Origin of the sequence: Cupriavidus pinatubonensis, from assembly GCF_019602855.1 — a bacterium.
In the GTDB taxonomy this organism is placed as follows: domain Bacteria; phylum Pseudomonadota; class Gammaproteobacteria; order Burkholderiales; family Burkholderiaceae; genus Cupriavidus; species Cupriavidus pinatubonensis.
Map to the genome: position 1 here is coordinate 401,850 of NZ_CP080766.1, position 15,920 is coordinate 417,769.

Annotated in this window: 13 protein-coding genes; 8 read left to right on the plus strand and 5 right to left on the minus strand. The window is 66.9% G+C overall.

Annotation, left to right across the window (positions count from 1 at the left end):
- Positions 1-36: 36 nt before the first annotated feature.
- From K2O51_RS01925 to K2O51_RS01945, 5 genes are all read left to right on the plus strand, one after another.
- Positions 37-1,299 carry an ABC transporter substrate-binding protein gene (locus K2O51_RS01925; protein WP_425332975.1) on the plus strand — a complete coding sequence of 421 codons (1,263 nt, stop codon included), beginning with the start codon at positions 37-39 and terminating at the stop codon, positions 1,297-1,299.
- Positions 1,299-2,444 carry a thiolase family protein gene (locus K2O51_RS01930; protein ID WP_220630419.1) on the plus strand — a complete coding sequence of 382 codons (1,146 nt, stop codon included), beginning with the start codon at positions 1,299-1,301 and terminating at the stop codon, positions 2,442-2,444. The genes K2O51_RS01925 and K2O51_RS01930 overlap by 1 nt, the downstream gene beginning before the upstream one ends.
- Positions 2,441-2,794, plus strand: coding sequence for a Zn-ribbon domain-containing OB-fold protein (locus K2O51_RS01935; protein WP_011300009.1), 354 nt, complete (start codon positions 2,441-2,443; stop codon positions 2,792-2,794). The genes K2O51_RS01930 and K2O51_RS01935 overlap by 4 nt, the downstream gene beginning before the upstream one ends.
- Before the next feature lie 69 nt (positions 2,795-2,863).
- Positions 2,864-3,850, plus strand: a complete 987-nt coding sequence (locus tag K2O51_RS01940; protein WP_220630420.1) for a tripartite tricarboxylate transporter substrate binding protein — start codon at positions 2,864-2,866, stop codon at positions 3,848-3,850.
- Positions 3,851-3,887: 37 nt separating this feature from the next.
- Positions 3,888-5,981 carry an acetate--CoA ligase family protein gene (locus tag K2O51_RS01945; RefSeq protein WP_220630421.1) on the plus strand — a complete coding sequence of 698 codons (2,094 nt, stop codon included), beginning with the start codon at positions 3,888-3,890 and terminating at the stop codon, positions 5,979-5,981.
- Between the two features lie 195 nt (positions 5,982-6,176).
- On the opposite strand, the gene K2O51_RS01950 is transcribed toward K2O51_RS01945, so the two are convergent.
- From K2O51_RS01950 to K2O51_RS01960, 3 genes are all read right to left on the minus strand, one after another.
- Positions 6,177-7,364: an acyl-CoA dehydrogenase family protein gene (locus tag K2O51_RS01950; protein ID WP_220630422.1), complete on the minus strand. Its 1,188-nt coding sequence runs from the start codon at positions 7,362-7,364 to the stop codon at positions 6,177-6,179.
- 77 nt (positions 7,365-7,441) lie between these two features.
- Positions 7,442-8,461, minus strand: coding sequence for a tripartite tricarboxylate transporter substrate binding protein (locus K2O51_RS01955; RefSeq protein ID WP_373460820.1), 1,020 nt, complete (start codon positions 8,459-8,461; stop codon positions 7,442-7,444).
- A gap of 86 nt (positions 8,462-8,547) precedes the next feature.
- Complete coding sequence (locus K2O51_RS01960) at positions 8,548-9,354, minus strand: IclR family transcriptional regulator (protein WP_140949246.1); 807 nt, start codon at positions 9,352-9,354, stop codon at positions 8,548-8,550.
- A gap of 155 nt (positions 9,355-9,509) precedes the next feature.
- Here K2O51_RS01960 and K2O51_RS01965 point away from each other — a divergent pair, with 155 nt between their 5' ends.
- The 3 genes from K2O51_RS01965 (at position 9,510) to K2O51_RS01975 (ending at position 13,442) form a co-directional block, all read left to right on the plus strand.
- Entirely contained in the window at positions 9,510-10,751 is a 1,242-nt protein-coding gene (locus tag K2O51_RS01965; RefSeq protein WP_049796486.1) for a CaiB/BaiF CoA transferase family protein, read from the plus strand.
- Positions 10,752-11,121: 370 nt separating this feature from the next.
- A complete protein-coding gene (locus K2O51_RS01970) occupies positions 11,122-12,141 on the plus strand; it encodes an oxidoreductase (protein WP_220630423.1) in 1,020 nt (339 codons plus the stop codon).
- A 155-nt stretch (positions 12,142-12,296) separates the two neighbouring features.
- On the plus strand, positions 12,297-13,442 hold the full coding sequence (locus tag K2O51_RS01975; protein ID WP_041680142.1) for a CaiB/BaiF CoA transferase family protein: 1,146 nt from the start codon (positions 12,297-12,299) through the stop codon (positions 13,440-13,442).
- A gap of 99 nt (positions 13,443-13,541) precedes the next feature.
- Here the strand turns inward: K2O51_RS01975 and K2O51_RS01980 are convergent, their stop codons facing one another.
- Together K2O51_RS01980 and K2O51_RS01985 are read right to left on the minus strand one after the other, a co-directional pair.
- Complete coding sequence (locus K2O51_RS01980; protein ID WP_011300000.1) at positions 13,542-14,519, minus strand: Bug family tripartite tricarboxylate transporter substrate binding protein; 978 nt, start codon at positions 14,517-14,519, stop codon at positions 13,542-13,544.
- A 120-nt stretch (positions 14,520-14,639) separates the two neighbouring features.
- A complete protein-coding gene (locus K2O51_RS01985) occupies positions 14,640-15,890 on the minus strand; it encodes a CaiB/BaiF CoA transferase family protein (RefSeq protein WP_220630424.1) in 1,251 nt (416 codons plus the stop codon).
- Between the last annotated feature and the right edge of the window lie 30 nt (positions 15,891-15,920).

Genomic DNA, 15,920 nt, shown 5'->3' on the forward strand with positions numbered 1-15,920 from the left:
AGCACACAACAGCACACAACAAGCCACGGAGACGACATGAAGCGACACCATTCGATGTTCCGCAAGGCCGCCGGCACGCTGGCCATGGCCGCCGGCACGCTGGCCATGGCCGCCGCGCTGGCCTGCGGCGCCGCGCACGCCCAGCCAGCGGCTGGCATCTCTGACGACATGGTCAAGATCGGCATGCTGCTCGACATGAGCGGCCTCTACGCCGATGTCACAGGCCGCGGCAGCGCCACGGCCGCGCAGATGGCCATCGACGATTTCGGCGGCAAGGTACTGGGCAAGAAGATCGAACTGGTGGTGGTCGATCACCAGAACAAGGCGGACATTGCCGCCAACAAGGCACGCGAATGGTTCGACACGGGACATGTCGATGCCATCCTCGACGTGGCGGCCTCCGCGCCGGCGCTGGCCGTGCTGGACGTGGCCAAGCAGAAGAACCACATCGTGGTGTTCTCGGGCCCGGGCAGCGAGCGCATTACCAACGACCTGTGCACGCCGGTGTCGGTGCACTACGCGTACGACACCTATGCGCTCGCCAATACGACCGCACGCGCCATGGTGCAGCGTGGTGGCAAGACCTGGTTCTTCCTGACCGCGGACTACGCGTTCGGCCATACGCTGCAGGACTCGGCCACCGCGGTGATCAACGAAGCCGGCGGCAAGGTGCTGGGCGCCGCGCGCCATCCGATCGGCGCGAGCGACTTTGCGTCCTACCTGCTGCAGGCGCAGGCCAGCAAGGCGCAGGTCGTAGGGCTCGCCAATGCGGGCGGGGACACCGTCAACGCGATCAAGGCCGCGTCGGAGTTCGGCCTGACGCGCAACGGCGCGCAGCGCATGGCCGGCCTGCTGCTGTACATCAACGACATCCACGCGATCGGTCTGAAGACGGCGAGCGGGCTGGTGCTGACCGAGGCCTTCTACTGGGACATGAACGACGCCACGCGTGCGTGGTCGCGGCGCTACTTCGAGAAGGTCAAGAAGATGCCGAACATGAGCCAGGCTGGCGCCTACTCGTCGGTCATGCATTACCTGAAAGCCGTGCAGGCCGCGGGCACCGACGAAACCGCCGCGGTGATGAAGAAGATGAAGTCCATGCCCATCAACGACTTCTTCGCCAAGAACGGCCGCATCCGCGAAGACGGCCGCATGATCCACGACATGTACCTGTTCGAAGTGAAGAGCCCGGCCGAGTCCAAGTATCCGTGGGACTACTACAAGGTACTGGCAACGGTGCCGGGCGACCAGGCTTTCATGCCCGCGTCAAAGTCGCAATGCCCGCTGCTCAAGCGCTGATGACACGCACAAGCTACATACGCGGCACCGGCAACACGCGCTTCGGCCGCCTGGAGGGCAGCACGCCGTTGACGCTGATGGCGCAGGCCGCCGATGCCGCACTGGTCGACAGCGGACTGGCGCGCGCGGACATCGACGGCGTGCTGTGCGGCTACGCCACCACGCTGCCGCACCTGATGCTGGCCGACCGCTTCTGCGAGTACGCGTCGCTCAAGCCGGCCTATGCGCACGGTGTTGCCGCGGGCGGCGCTACCGGCGGCGTGATGGCAATGCTCGCGCACGAACTGGTGCGCGCCGGCCGCTGCCGCCATGTGCTGGTCGTGGCCGGCGAAAACCGCCTTAGCGGCCAGAGCCGCGACCAATCGATCCAGACGCTGGCGCAGGTCGGCGAACCGCATGCCGAGGTGCCGAACGGCGCTTCGGTGCCGGCCTACTACGCGCTGCTGGCCTCGCGCTACCTGCATGAAGCCGGCATGGATGCCGATGCGCTGTCGGGCTTTGCCGTGCTGATGCGCGAGCACGCGGCGAGCCATCCCGATGCACATTTGCGCGAGCCGCTGTCACTGGCTGATGCGCGTGCCGCACGGGCCATCGCGACGCCGCTGCGGCTGTCGGATTGCTGCCCGATCTCCGATGGCGCAGTTGCCGTGGTCGTGTCCGCCGAGCCTGGCGTCGGCACGCCGGTGCGCATCGCGGGCGCAGGACAGGCGCATCGGCACCAGCACCTGAGCGCGATCGACGACGTCATGCAGACCGGCGCCGCCGACGCCGCGCGGCGCGCGTTTGCCGAAGCTGGCGGCGGCGCGGAAAGCATCGATTACCTGGCCATCTACGACTCGTTCACGATCACGCTGGTCATGCTGCTGGAAGAACTCGGACTTGCCGAACGCGGTCGGGCGCAGGCACGGATGCGCGCGGGCGATTTCGGACGCAACGGCCCGTTGGCACTCAATACGCATGGCGGCTTGCTGGCCTTCGGGCATTCGGGCGTGGCCGGCGGCCTGATGCACCTGGCCGAAGCCGCGCGCCAGCTCGGCGGCCGCGCCGGTGAACGCCAGGCCGGCACGCGCCTGCGCGCGCTGTTCCATGCCGACGGCGGCGTGCTGTCATCCCACGTCAGCCTGGTGCTGGAGGCCATGCCATGACCCATCCCTATACCGACGGCTTGGACGTCGGCGTGGTGCGCTACCAGTGCTGCGACGACTGCGGCGCCTGGCAGCCGATGGAGCGCCATGCCTGCCGTCGCTGCGGCGGCCTGCAGCTGCGCTGGCGCGATGCAGGCGGACTCGCCACCGTCCACGCCGTCACCGAGATCAGCCGCGCGCCCGATGAAGCGTTCCGCGCGCTCGCCCCATACACGCTGGTGCTCGCTACGCTCGACGAAGGCCCGCGCGTGATGGGGCATGCCGAGCCCGGCGTCGCCATCGGCGACCGCGTGCGTGCGGGCTTCCTGCGCTTCGGCGAACGCACGCTGCTGCGTTTCCAGCGCGAATAGCGCCGCCTCTGGCGCCCTGCCGGCAAGCGCCTCCCCGTCCCGGCCGGCATTCACAACCGGAGTAACCACTTGGCACCGAATCGATCCCGGCGGCACGCGCTCGCCCTGATTTCCTGTGTAGTCCTGTCCGCGACTGCCCTCTCGGTCGCGCAGGCACAGTCGTTCCCGAACAAACCGATCCGCGTCGTGGTGCCGTACCCGCCCGGCGGCCCGACCGATATCGTTGCCCGCGTGGTCGGGCAGAAGCTGTCCGAAAAGCTAGGCCAGCCGCTGGTCGTGGAGAACCGCCCGGGTGCCGGCGGCAATATCGGCGCCGAAGCCGTGGCCAAGTCCGCACCGGACGGCTACACGCTGCTGGTCGCCACCACCGCGCACGCCATCAACATGACGCTGTTCAGCAAACCTGGCTACGACACGCGCAAGGACTTCGCACCGGTCAGCATGCTCACGCGTGGCCCGCTGGTACTCGTGACCGCTCCCGCCACGCCGGCCAGCAATGTGGCCGAGCTGATCGCACTGGCCAAGGCCAAACCGGGACAGGTCACCTTTGCGAGTTCGGGCAACGGCCAGTCCACGCACCTCGCCGCGGAACTGTTCAACAGCATGGCGGGCATCCACATGACGCATGTGCCGTACAAAGGCAGCGCGCCCGCGCTGACCGACGTCATGGGCGGCCAGGCCACGGTGATGTTCGACACCATGCTGTCGGCCATGCCGTTCGTGCGCGACGGCAAGCTCAAGGCGCTCGCGATCACGGGGGCCACCCGCTCGCCCGCCGCGCCGGACACACCGACCATCGCGCAGGCCGGCCTGCCCGGCTACGAGGCCAGCGCCTGGAATGCGCTGCTGGCCCCGGCCGGCACGCCGCCGGCGATCCTCAATACGCTCAACGGCGCGCTCAAGGCTGTCCTGCAGGACCCTGACGTGCGCGCGCGCTTTGCCTCGCAGGGCTTCGCCGCCGAATGGACCGAGCCCGCCGCCACCGCCCGCATCATCGGGCAGGAAATCGACAAGTGGGCCAGGGTCGTCAAGACCTCTGGGGCCACCATCGACTGACCCACTCACCATCCGCCTACCCGATCAAGCCTTGCTCATGACCGCCCCACTCCAGCCCCTGCTCTCCCCGCGCTCGATTGCCGTGATCGGTGCTTCCGACAACATCCACAAGATCGGCGGCCGGCCCATCCATTACATGAAGGCGCACGGCTATGCCGGCACGCTCTATCCCGTTAATCCGCAGCGCGACACCATCCAGGGGCTGCGCGCCTATCCCACGCTGGACGCGCTGCCGGAAGTGCCTGAGCTGGCCATCATCATCGTAGCCGGCGAAGCTGCGGTGCAGGCCGTGCACGACTGTGCGCGGCTCGGCGTGGCGGCGGCTATCGTGATCGCCTCAGGCTTTGGTGAAGCGGGCGCCGAAGGCCGCCGCCAGCAGGACGAGATGGTGCGCGCCGCGCGCGCCACCGGCCTGCGGCTGGTTGGCCCGAACAGCCAGGGGCTGGCCAACTTCGGCAGCGGTGCGATCGCGAGTTTCTCCACGATGTTCATCGAGGTGCCACCCCAGGACGGACCGGTGGCAGTGGTCAGCCAGAGCGGCGGCGTGGCGGCAATGGTCTACGGGTTGCTGCGCGGACAGGGCATCGGCGTGCGCCATATGCACGCCACGGGCAACCAGGCCGACATCACGGTCAGCGACTTGGCGCTGGCCGTCGCGCATGATCCCGGCGTGCGGCTGGTGCTGCTGTATCTGGAGAGCCTGTCCGATCCCGAGGTGCTGGCCGAAGCCGCACGCGTCGCACGTGCTCGCAATGTGCCGATCGTGGCCGTCAAGGCTGGCCGCTCGCAGGACGGGCAGCGCGCCGCGGCCTCGCACACCGGCGCCATCGCCAACGAAGACCGCGCTGTCGACGCGTTCCTGGCCCGCCATGGCATCTGGCGCGTCGACGATGCCCACGCGCTGGCACGCTGCGCGCCGATGTACCTGCGCGGCTGGAACGCCAGCGGGCGCCGGCTGGTGGTGGTAAGCAACTCGGGCGCCAGCTGCGTCATGGCGGCCGACGCGGCCCAGTCGTTCGGATTGACGCTTGCGCCGCTATCCGACGCCACCCAGGCAGCGCTCGCTGAACGCCTGCCAGGCTTTGCCGCAACGGCGAACCCGGTAGATGTCACGGCCGCGCTGCTCACCAACAGCGCGTTATTCGGCGAGGTGCTGCCCGTGGTCGGGCAGGATCCTTCCGCCGACTTGTTCCTGCTCGATATCCCAGTCTCCGGCATGGGCTACGACGTGCCGCGATTTGCCCGCGACGCCGCCGCGTTTGCCGACACCGCGGGCAAGCCCATCGCCGTCGCCGTCTGGCAGCAGCCGGTGGCCGACGCATTCCGTCAGGCCGGCGTGCCGACCTACGCCAATGCAGCCGAAGCGCTGTCCGCCTTCTCGCAGGTGGTCTCTCATCAGGAGCGCCTGCGGCAGATCGAAGCCGAAGGCGAGCCGCCGGTGCCGGCTCGCCCCGCGCTGCCGGTGACTGCAGGCGCGACGCTAAGTGAAGCCGCCAGCCTTGGCCGTCTCGCGGCCGCCGGCATGCCGGTGGTCGAGCACTACGTGTGCCGCCACGTCGATGCAGCAGTCGCCGCATGGCAACGCATCGGCGCGCCGGTCGCAGTCAAGGCCAGCTCGCCACAGGTGCCGCACAAGAGCGAATACGGGCTGGTGGCTTTGAACTGCAACGATCCGGAATCGGTTGCCAGCGCCTTTGCTGCCCAGACCCGCACGCTGGAAAAGATGGGCGCGACGTGCGAAGGCGTCGTGGTCGCCCGCATGTCTCGCGCCCAGCGCGAATGCATGATCGGCGCGCACTGGGATCCGGTGTTCGGCGCTGTACTGGTGGTCGGGGACGGGGGCAAGTATGTCGAGGTGCTGCGCGACACGGCTGTACTGCTGGCGCCTTGTCGGGAGGCTGACGTAGCCCGCGCGCTCGAAGTACTCCGCATCGCGCCTTTGCTGTATGGCGTGCGCGGCGAACTGGCGGTGGATCTCGCGGCACTGTGCCGGCTGGCGGTTCAGGTCGGCGATATGGTGCACGCAGCTGGCGGGGAGATCCGGTCGGTGGATCTCAATCCGGTGATGGTGAACGCCGGTGGTGTCGTGGTTGTGGATGCGCTGGTGGAGATCGCAGGAGGTTCGCTTTAGACAAAGTGCTGTCCCTGCGCTCGAGCCCCGGAATCGGACCCTTGGTGGCTTCCTGTTTCTCCGCCAGGCGCCGCGCCCTGGCGGAGAAGCCGGTCCCCGATGTGGTCTTCGAATGCGTCGGCGTGCCTGGCCTGATTCAACAGATCATGCGTGCAATGCCGCCGCGCTCCCGGGTAACCGTCGCGCTCGCATGAATCAGTCCCCCACAGGCTCCGCGGCGATACCCAGAGCCTCGGTCCGCGCAGCAAGAGTGCGGCGGGCGATATTGAGCTGGTGGATCTGCGTCGTGCCTTCATACAAACGGAACACGCGGACGTCGCGATAGAACCGCTCCGCCACGGTGCGGGCCATGTAGCCACTGCCGCCAAATACTTGCACCGCGCGGTCGGCCACACGGCCGGCCATCTCGGAGGCAAACATCTTGCACATCGACGCTTCCATCGTGACATCCTCGCCATTGTCGCGGCGGCGCGCCGTTTCCAGCACCAACGCACGCGCCGCATGCAGTTCGGTGTTACTGTCGGCGATCATCTGCTGCACGAGCTGGTAGTCGGCAATCGGCTTGCCGAACTGACTGCGCCGTGTCGCGTAGCGAACCATTTCGTCGACCAGGCGTACGGCCGGACCGATGCAGAGCCCCGCCAGGTTGATCCGTTGCTTGTTGAGCGCCTTCATTGCAGTCTTGAAACCGGTGCCTGGCTTGCCGCCGACGATGGCGCTGGCAGGCACGCGGCAATTCTCAAGGTAGATGTCGCCCACTGGCGAGCCGTGCTGCCCCATCTTGCGCTCGGCCGGGCCAGTGGTCAGACCGGGAGTGCCGCGCTCGATCAGGAACGCGCTGATGCCGGGCGCGCCGGCGACGCCAGGCTCGCTACGCGCGAAGACCGTGAACAGATCGGCAATCGGCGCATTGGTGATGAAGCACTTGGTGCCGTCGAGTACATAGTGGTCGCCCTCGCGCCGTGCGTTGGTACGCAGTGACGTGGCGTCGGAACCGGCATCCGGCTCGGTCAGCGCGAAGCAGCCGGTGAGTTCCCCGGAGGCAAGGCGGGGCAGGTAGCGATCTTTCTGGGCCTCGGTACCGTCCACCACCAGCGACTCCGACGCAATGCCGGTATTGCCACCGAAGCGTGCACGAAACGTCGTAGCAGCTTGCGAGACTTCGATATTGACCAGCGTAAGCTCTTCCGAAGTCAGTCCGGCACCTCCGAAGGCTTCCGGGATGCTATGACCGAACAGGCCAAGTCTTCGCATGGCATCGACGACGTCTGCCGGGATGGCATCGTCAGCATCGATGGAGGCCTCCAGCGGGATGCAGGTTTCGGCAACGAACCGGCGGATGTCAGCCAGTATTTTCTCGAGGCGAGCGGCGTCACGGATCATGGTGTATCTGTTTCCTGTCGATAAAGATAACTTGGGCGAGGCGCCGGCGAGCCGGCGCGGTACAACACATCCGGGGCTCAGCTTCCGCCCATGCCCGCGTTGCGCAGAACGCCGGACCACTTGCGCGTCTCTGCGGCGATGCGCGCATCGAACTGTTGTGCGGAAAGGGGCGCTACGTCCATGCCGAGCTCGGCCAGGCGCTTCACGACTGCAGGGTCGGCGAGCGCCTTCGTCACGCTCTTCTGCAGCCGGTGTACCGCGGCGTCGGGCGTCTTGCGCGGCGCCACCAGGCCGAACCAGGCGCTCACCTCGAAACCAGGCAGGTGTGCCGACTCGGCCACGGTCGGCAACGACGGGAAGGCGGCGGAACGGCGCGCCGCGGTGGTGGCCAGAGCCACCAGCTTGCCGCTCTGCACCTGCGGCCGGGCGATGGCCACGGTCAGCGCCATCATCGAAATACGGTTGCCGAGCAGGTCGGTGAGAGCCTCGGGCTGCCCCTTGTAAGGCACGTTGGTAAGCTTCACGCCGGCCGACTGCGCAAGCAGTTCCGCGGACAAATGATTCGAAGTGCCAGGGCCGGGGCTCGCGTAAGTGAGCGACCCTGGCGCCGTGCGCGCGGCGGCCAGCAACGACGGCAGGTCGCGCAGCGGCGAGGCGGCCGGCACCACGATCAGGTTCGGGATATCGCCAATGCCGGCGATGGCCCTGAAATCCCGCTCGGCGTTCCATTTCACCGCCGCATTCAGCATAGGACCGACAACATGGCTCGGGCTGACGGCCAGCAACGTGTAGCCGTCAGCAGGCGCCTTGGCGACATAGTCGGTGCCGATCGCGCCGCCCGCGCCGGCGCGGTTCTCGACGATCACCGGTTGATGCAGGTCGTTTGCCATGTACTCGGCCGTAATACGCGCCACCGAATCCACCACGCCTCCCGCCGAGAAAGGCACGATGACGCGGATGGATTTCTCCGGGAAGGTCGCCGCCGCGTCCGCGGCCATCGCCGCACCTGCCGGCATGCCGCCTGTCCCAAGCATTGCCATCGCGGCGATCGCTGCCAGGGGGTACCGCCGGATTGTCTGGTTGTCGTGTCGTGCCATGCGAGTCTCCTGTTTTGGAATGCGAACCGCTGCGGGCCGCTTTGAAAATCACTGCCCGCGCCGGTCTGCGATGCGGGCACGGCGTGCTATCGTGCACACGCCAATTCGATCTGTTTCACACACGCGACCAGTCGCGGCGCTACGTCCCGTTCCAGGTACCCGCCGGTGTTGCGCATTGCGGAGACCGTGCAGTTCAGCGCGAACGGATCGTTGTGCAAACCCTGCCGGATCGGTGCCGCGATTGCATGAATCTCTGTACGCCACTCGCCGCGGCTGATGCAGTAGCCGTGCGCGGCGAAGTGCTTCTGGTCGGCTATCCACATCACCTTCTCGGCGGCGAAGCGCTCGGCATCGCCGACGCTCAACCGGTTCAGCACGGCGGTGCGCTCCTTCGCGTCGCATGCGAGCAGAATGGCTCGTCCGATCGAGCTGCCGAGCAGCGGACGCGTGCTGCCTATGTCGGGCTGATAGATGTTGGCGGTATCGACGCGGCAACTATCGACGTACACCACAGACAGGCGCTCACGCATGCCCAGGTTGACCGTGCAACCTGTCTGCTGGGCGATGGCTTCCATATATGGCCGTGCGATCTGCCGAATCGTGAGGCCGGCGAGCATGGGATAGGCGAGCGACAGCACCCCGGCACCGAGCCGGTATTTCTGGCTATTGGGCACGCGGCTCAGGAAACCGAGCAGCGAGAGCGTATAGGTGAGCCGCGAGACGGTTGCCTTCGGCAGCCCGGTCTGGGCCACGATATCCTGGTTGCCCAGCACCGGCCGCGCCGGCGTGAACGCCCGGAGCACATCGAGGCCGCGGGCCAGGTTGATGGCGAACTGGCGATCTGTCGCCAGTTCGTCGGAACTGGCAAGTCCGGGCAGTGGATTCGAGGTCATGGAGGGATCCTGCAACATTGGGGCGATGCTCATTTGGCAGACGGTTGAAGTCAATATCAGGGCGAACCGGTTCCGCTGTGCGAAACCAGGATTGTCCGCGATGCGCAGGTCTGCCACTGTCGAAGCCGTTCCGACTGACCCGTAGCGGCACCGACATGACACCTCCCCTTGCACAGACCACCTTCTCCAGGAATGCCCCGCAAGATCGCGGCCCGCTTGCGGGCGTGCGTATCCTCGACATGGCGACCGTCGTCGCCGGCCCGTTCTCCGCCACGCTGTGCGGCGATATGGGAGCCGAAGTCGTCAAGCTGGAGCTGCCCGACGGCAGCGATCCGCTGCGCAGCCTCGCGCCGGTCAAGGACGACGTCCCGCTGTACTGGAAGGTCACCAACCGAGGTAAGCGCGGCATCACTCTCGACGTACGCACGGAGGCGGGCCGTGAGTTGTTCCTGCGCATGCTCGGCGAGTTCGACGTGCTCGTGGAGAACTTCCGTACTGGCACGCTCGCGCGCTGGGGCCTCGATCTCGCCACACTGCACGCGGCAAATCCGCGTCTGATCGTATTGCGCCTGACCGGCTTCGGCCAGACCGGGCCCTATGCGGCACGCCCCGGCTTCGCACGCATTTTCGAGGCAATGAGCGGGCTGACAAATCTCGCCGGCACCGAGGAGAGTGGCCCGATGCACATGAACTTCCCCATCGGCGACATGATTGCTGGTCTGTTCGGCGCGTTCGCCATATCGACAGCCATCGCCGAGCGGCGCGCCAACCCGGAATTGCGCGGCCGCGAGATCGACCTCGCCGCCACCGAGGCACTGTTTCGCCTGCTCGAACCGCTCGCCGTCGAGCACGAGCAACTTGGCGTGGTGCGCCAGCGGGCCGGCAACCGCGCGACCTATACTGCGCCCTCGAACATGTACCGCACTGCAGACGGCGTGTGGATGACGCTGGTGGCCTCGTCCGACGCCACATTCCGGCGCCTGGCGGAAGCGATGGACCAGCCGCAACTGCCGCTGTCCCCCGATTTCGCGGTGAACGCTGCGCGCATCCGTAACCTGGAGCGGCTCGATGCGCTGATCGCCGCATGGTTCGCGGCGCGCGATGCCGATGCGGTGTCCGCGGCGCTCGAACGCTGCGACGTACCGTTCAGCAAAGTATTCACGATTGCCGACGTCATGGCCGACGCGCAAATGCAGGCACGCAGCGCCGTGATTCGCATGCCTGATCCGGACGTCGGCTCCGTGCCTGCGCCGTGCGTGGTGCCACGCTTTGGGGGGTATCAGCCGCCCGCACCCCGCACCGGTCCCGCCACTGGCGAACACAACGACGAGTTCTACACCGAACTGGGTCTTGGCAAGGACGACCTCGCGCGGCTCGCGCGGGACGGCGTCATCTGAGTGCAGGCAGGAGCCGGTTTCCGTTGATCACCGTTGAATTGACGCTACAACAAGGAGACTCCTTGGGCACCCTGACCGAGTTCCGCCAAGCGGCTCGCACCTGGATCGAGGCGAACTGCCCGTCCGAGATGCGCGAGCCGATGCACAGCGATGCCGACCTTTGCCGGGGCGGCACCAGATTCCACTTTCAGTCCGATGCCTGCCAGACCGTGCTTGCTGGTCTGGCAGTGCCCGCATGCTGCCCCCGCAGCACGCTCCTTTACAACGAGTCAGCCCTGGGTCCCGAGACCCGGCAGGCTTCCCCCTGTTCATCCCGCCGCCGCGCTGCGACCGGCGCCCGCTGGCCATGGCCACGCAATAGGAGGCCGTCATGAACCGCTTTCTTGCCTATCGCCTGCATGACGACGGCCCGGACGGGCGCGTCGCAGGACGCTTCACGGAGCTTCGCTTCGACAATCTGCCGCCTGGCGATGTGCTGATCCGCGTGGCCTATTCCGGCATCAACTACAAGGACGCGCTCGCGGCGGCCGGCCGCAATGCCATCGTGCGGCAATATCCGCGCACGGGCGGCATCGACCTGAGTGGTCACGTGGCGGCGTCCGATGACCCGCGCTTTCGCGAAGGTGACGCGGTGGTCGTGCATGGCTTCGGCATCGGCGTCGACCACGACGGTGGCCACGCGCAATATGCCCGCGTGCGCGGCGATTGGGTGATGCGGCTGCCTGAGGGCCTCTCACCGCTGGAGGCCAGCACCATCGGCGTGGCGGGCTACACCGCCGCGCTGGCGCTGCACTGGATGGAGCACAACGCGATGAGCCCGGAGCAAGGGCCGGTGGTGGTAAGCGGCGCGACCGGCGGCGTCGGCAGCATGGCGGTCGATATTCTTTCGGCGCGCGGCTACATGGTGCACGCGATGTCCGGCAAGAGCGCGGAACATGTCTATTTGCGCTCGCTTGGCGCCGGCGAGATCGTTTCGCCAGAGGTGGCCTCGCAGCCCGGCAAGGCACTGGAAAAGGCCCGATGGGCAGGCGCGATCGATACCGTCGGTGGCCCGGTGCTGGCCTGGATGATGCGCACCATGCAGCCCAACGGCGTCATCGCCAGCGTGGGCAACGCCGGGGGCCCGCAACTGGACACCACGGTGCTGCCTCTTATCCTGCGCGGCGTACGCCTGCTCGGCATCAACGCCAACAGCCCGATGGCGCTGCGCGAGGCCGTATGGGCAAAGCTGGCTGCCGACTATCGGCCCCGCCGCCTTGCCACCATTGGCCAGGTCATCGACTTCGACGCACTCCCCGACGCCATGGACCGCATGCTGTCACGCGCCACGCGCGGACGTCTGGTGGTGCGCATCGATAACGGTTCGCCCGACCTTGAGCGGGGATTGTAGTGTGAAGCGCCACGCCGAATCGGCGACAGGCTGATCGGACAGCAAGCCTTTATCGAAGAACAGTATGCGCCGCCGCGATCCCGCGGCCGTTGGCGGCAAGGCAATGGTGAATGGCAAGCCGCCAGACCCGAATCGAAAAAATGGAGATACGAACCATGGGACCTCTTGCCGGTATGAGGATCGTTGAACTGGCCGGCATCGGCCCCGGCCCCATGTCTGCCATGCTTCTGGCCGACATGGGGGCCACCGTGCTGCGTGTGGAGCGCCGTGACGCGGCCGACCTGGGCGTGAAGCGTCCGATCCAGTACAACCTGCTGCTGCGCAATCGAAGGGCCATCGCGCTCGACCTCAAGGACCCCGCCGCCGTCGAACTGGTGCTGGATCTGGTGGAAAACGCCGACGCGCTGATCGAGGGCTTTCGTCCCGGCGTGACCGAGCGGCTCGGCCTCGGCCCGGATGTCTGCCTGAAGCGCAATCCGCGTCTCGTCTACGGCCGCATGACCGGTTGGGGCCAGACCGGACCGCTGGCGAGCGCCGCCGGGCACGACATCAATTACATCTCCCTGACCGGGACGCTGAACGCGATTGGTCGCCACGGTCAGCCGCCCAGCGTGCCGCTGGCATTGGTGGGAGACTTCGGAGGCGGCGCCATGTTCCTGGTCATGGGCCTGCTGGCCGCGATCATCGAAGCGCGCGGCAGCGGCAAGGGACAGGTGGTGGACGCCGCGATCGTCGACGGTGCGCTGGCACTGAGCACGGCGATCTACGGCATGCATGCAGGAGGCCTGTGGCACCCCGAACGTGGCAGCAACGTGCTCGACTCGGGGGCGCCGTACTACGACGTCTACGCTTGCAAGGACGGCAAATACATCTCGATCGGTCCGATCGAGGCACGCTTCTACTCGGACCTTCTCCAGCGCCTGGATCTCGACGCGGCGGAACTGGGGAACCAGAACGACACCGCCGCCTGGCCTCGCGCGAAGGAGGCCTTCGCACGCGCCTTTCTCGGGCGGACGCGCGATGAATGGTGCGCCGAACTGGAAGGCACCGATGTCTGTTTCGCCCCCGTGCTGTCCTTCGACGAAGCGCCGCAGCACCCTCATATGCAGGCACGCGGCAGCTTTGTCGAGGTCGACGGAGTTACCCAGCCCGCGCCGGCACCGCGATTCAGCCGCACCCAGCCAGCCGTACCCACCGCGCCGCAGGCAGCGTGCGATGCCACGGTATTCCAGGCACTCTCCGGCTGGATGGACCCGGCTACGGTGGGCAGGTGGCAGGAAAGAGGGGTCTTGGGCGGTTAAGGAAACCCGTCATGCCGAGGTCAGGTTGATGGCTGAACGCAGCCACATCGCTTTGGGACCCTGGCCTCTTTGAGCTTCAGAGCCGGCCTCACCGGCCCCTTACTCGACCGCAATCCCCTTATCCCGAATCACCTTGCCCCACTTCGCGTAATCCTGGCGGATACGCTGGCTTTCTTGCGCAGGCGTCTGGTAGTTCGCAATCGCGCCAGCCTTGAGCACCTTGTCCTGGACATCCTTGTCGGCCAGGATCTTGCCGACTTCGGTGGAGACACGGTCGACGATGTCCTTCGGCGTTCCCGGGGGCGCCAGCAGGCCGCCCCACGACACGGCGTCGTAGCCCTTGAAGCCTTGCTCTGCAATGGTCTTGACGTCCGGCAGCATGCTCACGCGCTGCGGCGAGCCGATGGCGATGGCGCGCAGCTTGCCGGCCTGGATATGCGGCAGCGCGGCGACGAGATCGGCGTACATGATCGGTACCTGGCCGCCAATGGTGTCGCTGATCGCGGGCACGCCGCCCTTGTACGGCACGTGCTGCATCTCGAAGCCGCCCATCTGCTTGAGCAGTTCCATGCTCAGGTGGCCGAAGCTGCCTGCGCCCGAGCTGGTGTAGTTGAGCTTGCCGGGCTGGGCCTTGGCCTGCGCGATCAGCTTCGGCAGATCGGTCACGGTCGGCAACAGCGCCGGGTTGACCACCACGACGATCGGCAGGTCATAGACCGTGGCGACCGGCGTGAAGTCCTTGGTCGTGTCGTAGCCGGCCTTCTTGTACAGGTACGGGGCGAGCAGCGTCGGCGTGGCCAGCATCATGAAGGTGTAGCCGTCCGGTGCGCTCTTGGCGACCTGCGCGGCGGCGATGGAGCCCGATGCACCGGCGCGGTTCTCCACGATCACGGGTTGCTTGAGCGCTTCGCCCAGCTTCTGGCCGACGATGCGCGATACGGTATCCGTAGGACCGCCCGGCGGGAACGGCACGACAAGCTTGATCGGCTTGGTCGGCCAGGCTTGCGCAAACGCGCTGCTGATCAGCATCGGCGCGGCGGCCAGCGCCAGGATGGCACGGCGGCGGGAGTGGACCATACGGGTGAAATTTCGAATACGCACTTTTAGTTCCGGTTTGAGTCAGTGCAAGGTCTCCATGGGGCCCCCTTGCCGGGCCTGGCCGCGCGCACACTCATGGCGTTCGCGCGGCGCGAATGCTCAGGCGTTGCCCGGTGTCTCCGGCAGCGTCAGTACGCCGCGCGCCTGCAGGTCCCGCAGTTGCTCGTCGCTCATGTCCAGCAGGTTCTGCAGCACGGCCCGCGTGCCTTCGCCCAGCGTGGGGGGCGCGCTTCGGATCGGCAGGCGCTGGCCATCCAGGCGGTACGGCGGCGCGAACACGTGCGTGCTGCCTGCCACCGGATGCGGCATTTCGCGCAGCAGGCCGCCCTGGCGGGTCCGCTCGCTGGTCAGCGCCTCATGCAGGCCGGCCACCTTGCCACACGGAATGCCGCAGGCCGTCATGCGTTCCAGCAGCAGGTCGCGCTTGAAGCTGCGGATCAGGCCGGTGATCAGCGGGGTCAGCGTCTCGCGGTGCTTCGCGCGTTCCACATTGGTCGCATAGAGCGGATTCTCGACAATGTCCGGACGCTCGATGACCTGGCGGCAAAACTTGTCGAACTGGCTGTTGTTGCCCACGGCGATGATCAGCGGACCATCGGCGGACTCAAACATGCCGTAAGGCACGATCGACGGGTGGGCGTTGCCGTAGCGTGCCGGATCATGGCCGAGCAGCATGGCGTCCAGGCCGTAGTAGCCGGTGACCATCACGCCGCAGTCGTACAGCGCCATCTCGATCAACTGGCCCTTGCCCTTACGCTCGCGGCGGAACAGCGCGGCCAGCACGGCCTGCGCGGCATACATGCCGGTCATCAGGTCGACCACGGCCACGCCGAACTTCAGCGGCGGCGTGTTCGCTTCGCCGTTGAGCGCCATCAGACCAGCCTCGCCCTGGATCACCAGGTCGTAGCCAGGCCGCTTGGCCTCGGGCCCGCTGGTGTTGTAGCCCGACACCGCGCAGTAGATCAGGTCCGGCTTGATGGCCTTGAGCTGCTCGTAGCCGAGGCCCAGCTTTTCGGCGCCGCCGGTCTTGAAGTTGTGGATGACCACGTCGAACTGCGGCAGCAGGTCATAGACGATCTGCACGCCTTCCTTGCTCTGCAGGTCGAGCGTGATGGACCGCTTGTTGCGGTTCATGCTGTTGAAGTACGTGGTCTCGGTCTTGCCGATGCGCATGCCCCAGTCACGGGTGTCGTCGCCGCGGCCGGGGTGTTCCACCTTGACCACGTCGGCGCCGAAGTCGGCCAGGACCTGGCCGCACAGCGGCCCCGCGAACACACGCGACAGGTCCAGCACACGCACGCCCTCCAGCGGGAAGTCGACGTCCTGGGATGGTTCGGTTGTTGTTTGCATTGCTTGTCTCCATGCGCTGCAGCGAGGCAT

Bases quoted from the DNA above. Each gene is read 5' to 3' on its own strand.
- K2O51_RS01930 (WP_220630419.1), top strand. From the start codon at position 1,299: ATGACACGCACAAGCTACATACGCGGCACCGGCAACACGCGCTTCGGC.
- K2O51_RS01980 (WP_011300000.1), bottom strand. From the start codon at position 14,519: ATGGTCCACTCCCGCCGCCGTGCCATCCTGGCGCTGGCCGCCGCGCCG.
- K2O51_RS01955 (WP_373460820.1), bottom strand. From the start codon at position 8,461: ATGGCACGACACGACAACCAGACAATCCGGCGGTACCCCCTGGCAGCG.
- K2O51_RS01935 (WP_011300009.1), top strand. From the start codon at position 2,441: ATGACCCATCCCTATACCGACGGCTTGGACGTCGGCGTGGTGCGCTAC.
- K2O51_RS01945 (WP_220630421.1), top strand. From the start codon at position 3,888: ATGACCGCCCCACTCCAGCCCCTGCTCTCCCCGCGCTCGATTGCCGTG.
- K2O51_RS01925 (WP_425332975.1), top strand. From the start codon at position 37: ATGAAGCGACACCATTCGATGTTCCGCAAGGCCGCCGGCACGCTGGCC.
- K2O51_RS01975 (WP_041680142.1), top strand. From the start codon at position 12,297: ATGGGACCTCTTGCCGGTATGAGGATCGTTGAACTGGCCGGCATCGGC.
- K2O51_RS01970 (WP_220630423.1), top strand. From the start codon at position 11,122: ATGAACCGCTTTCTTGCCTATCGCCTGCATGACGACGGCCCGGACGGG.
- K2O51_RS01950 (WP_220630422.1), bottom strand. From the start codon at position 7,364: ATGATCCGTGACGCCGCTCGCCTCGAGAAAATACTGGCTGACATCCGC.
- K2O51_RS01965 (WP_049796486.1), top strand. From the start codon at position 9,510: ATGACACCTCCCCTTGCACAGACCACCTTCTCCAGGAATGCCCCGCAA.
- K2O51_RS01985 (WP_220630424.1), bottom strand. From the start codon at position 15,890: ATGCAAACAACAACCGAACCATCCCAGGACGTCGACTTCCCGCTGGAG.
- K2O51_RS01960 (WP_140949246.1), bottom strand. From the start codon at position 9,354: ATGACCTCGAATCCACTGCCCGGACTTGCCAGTTCCGACGAACTGGCG.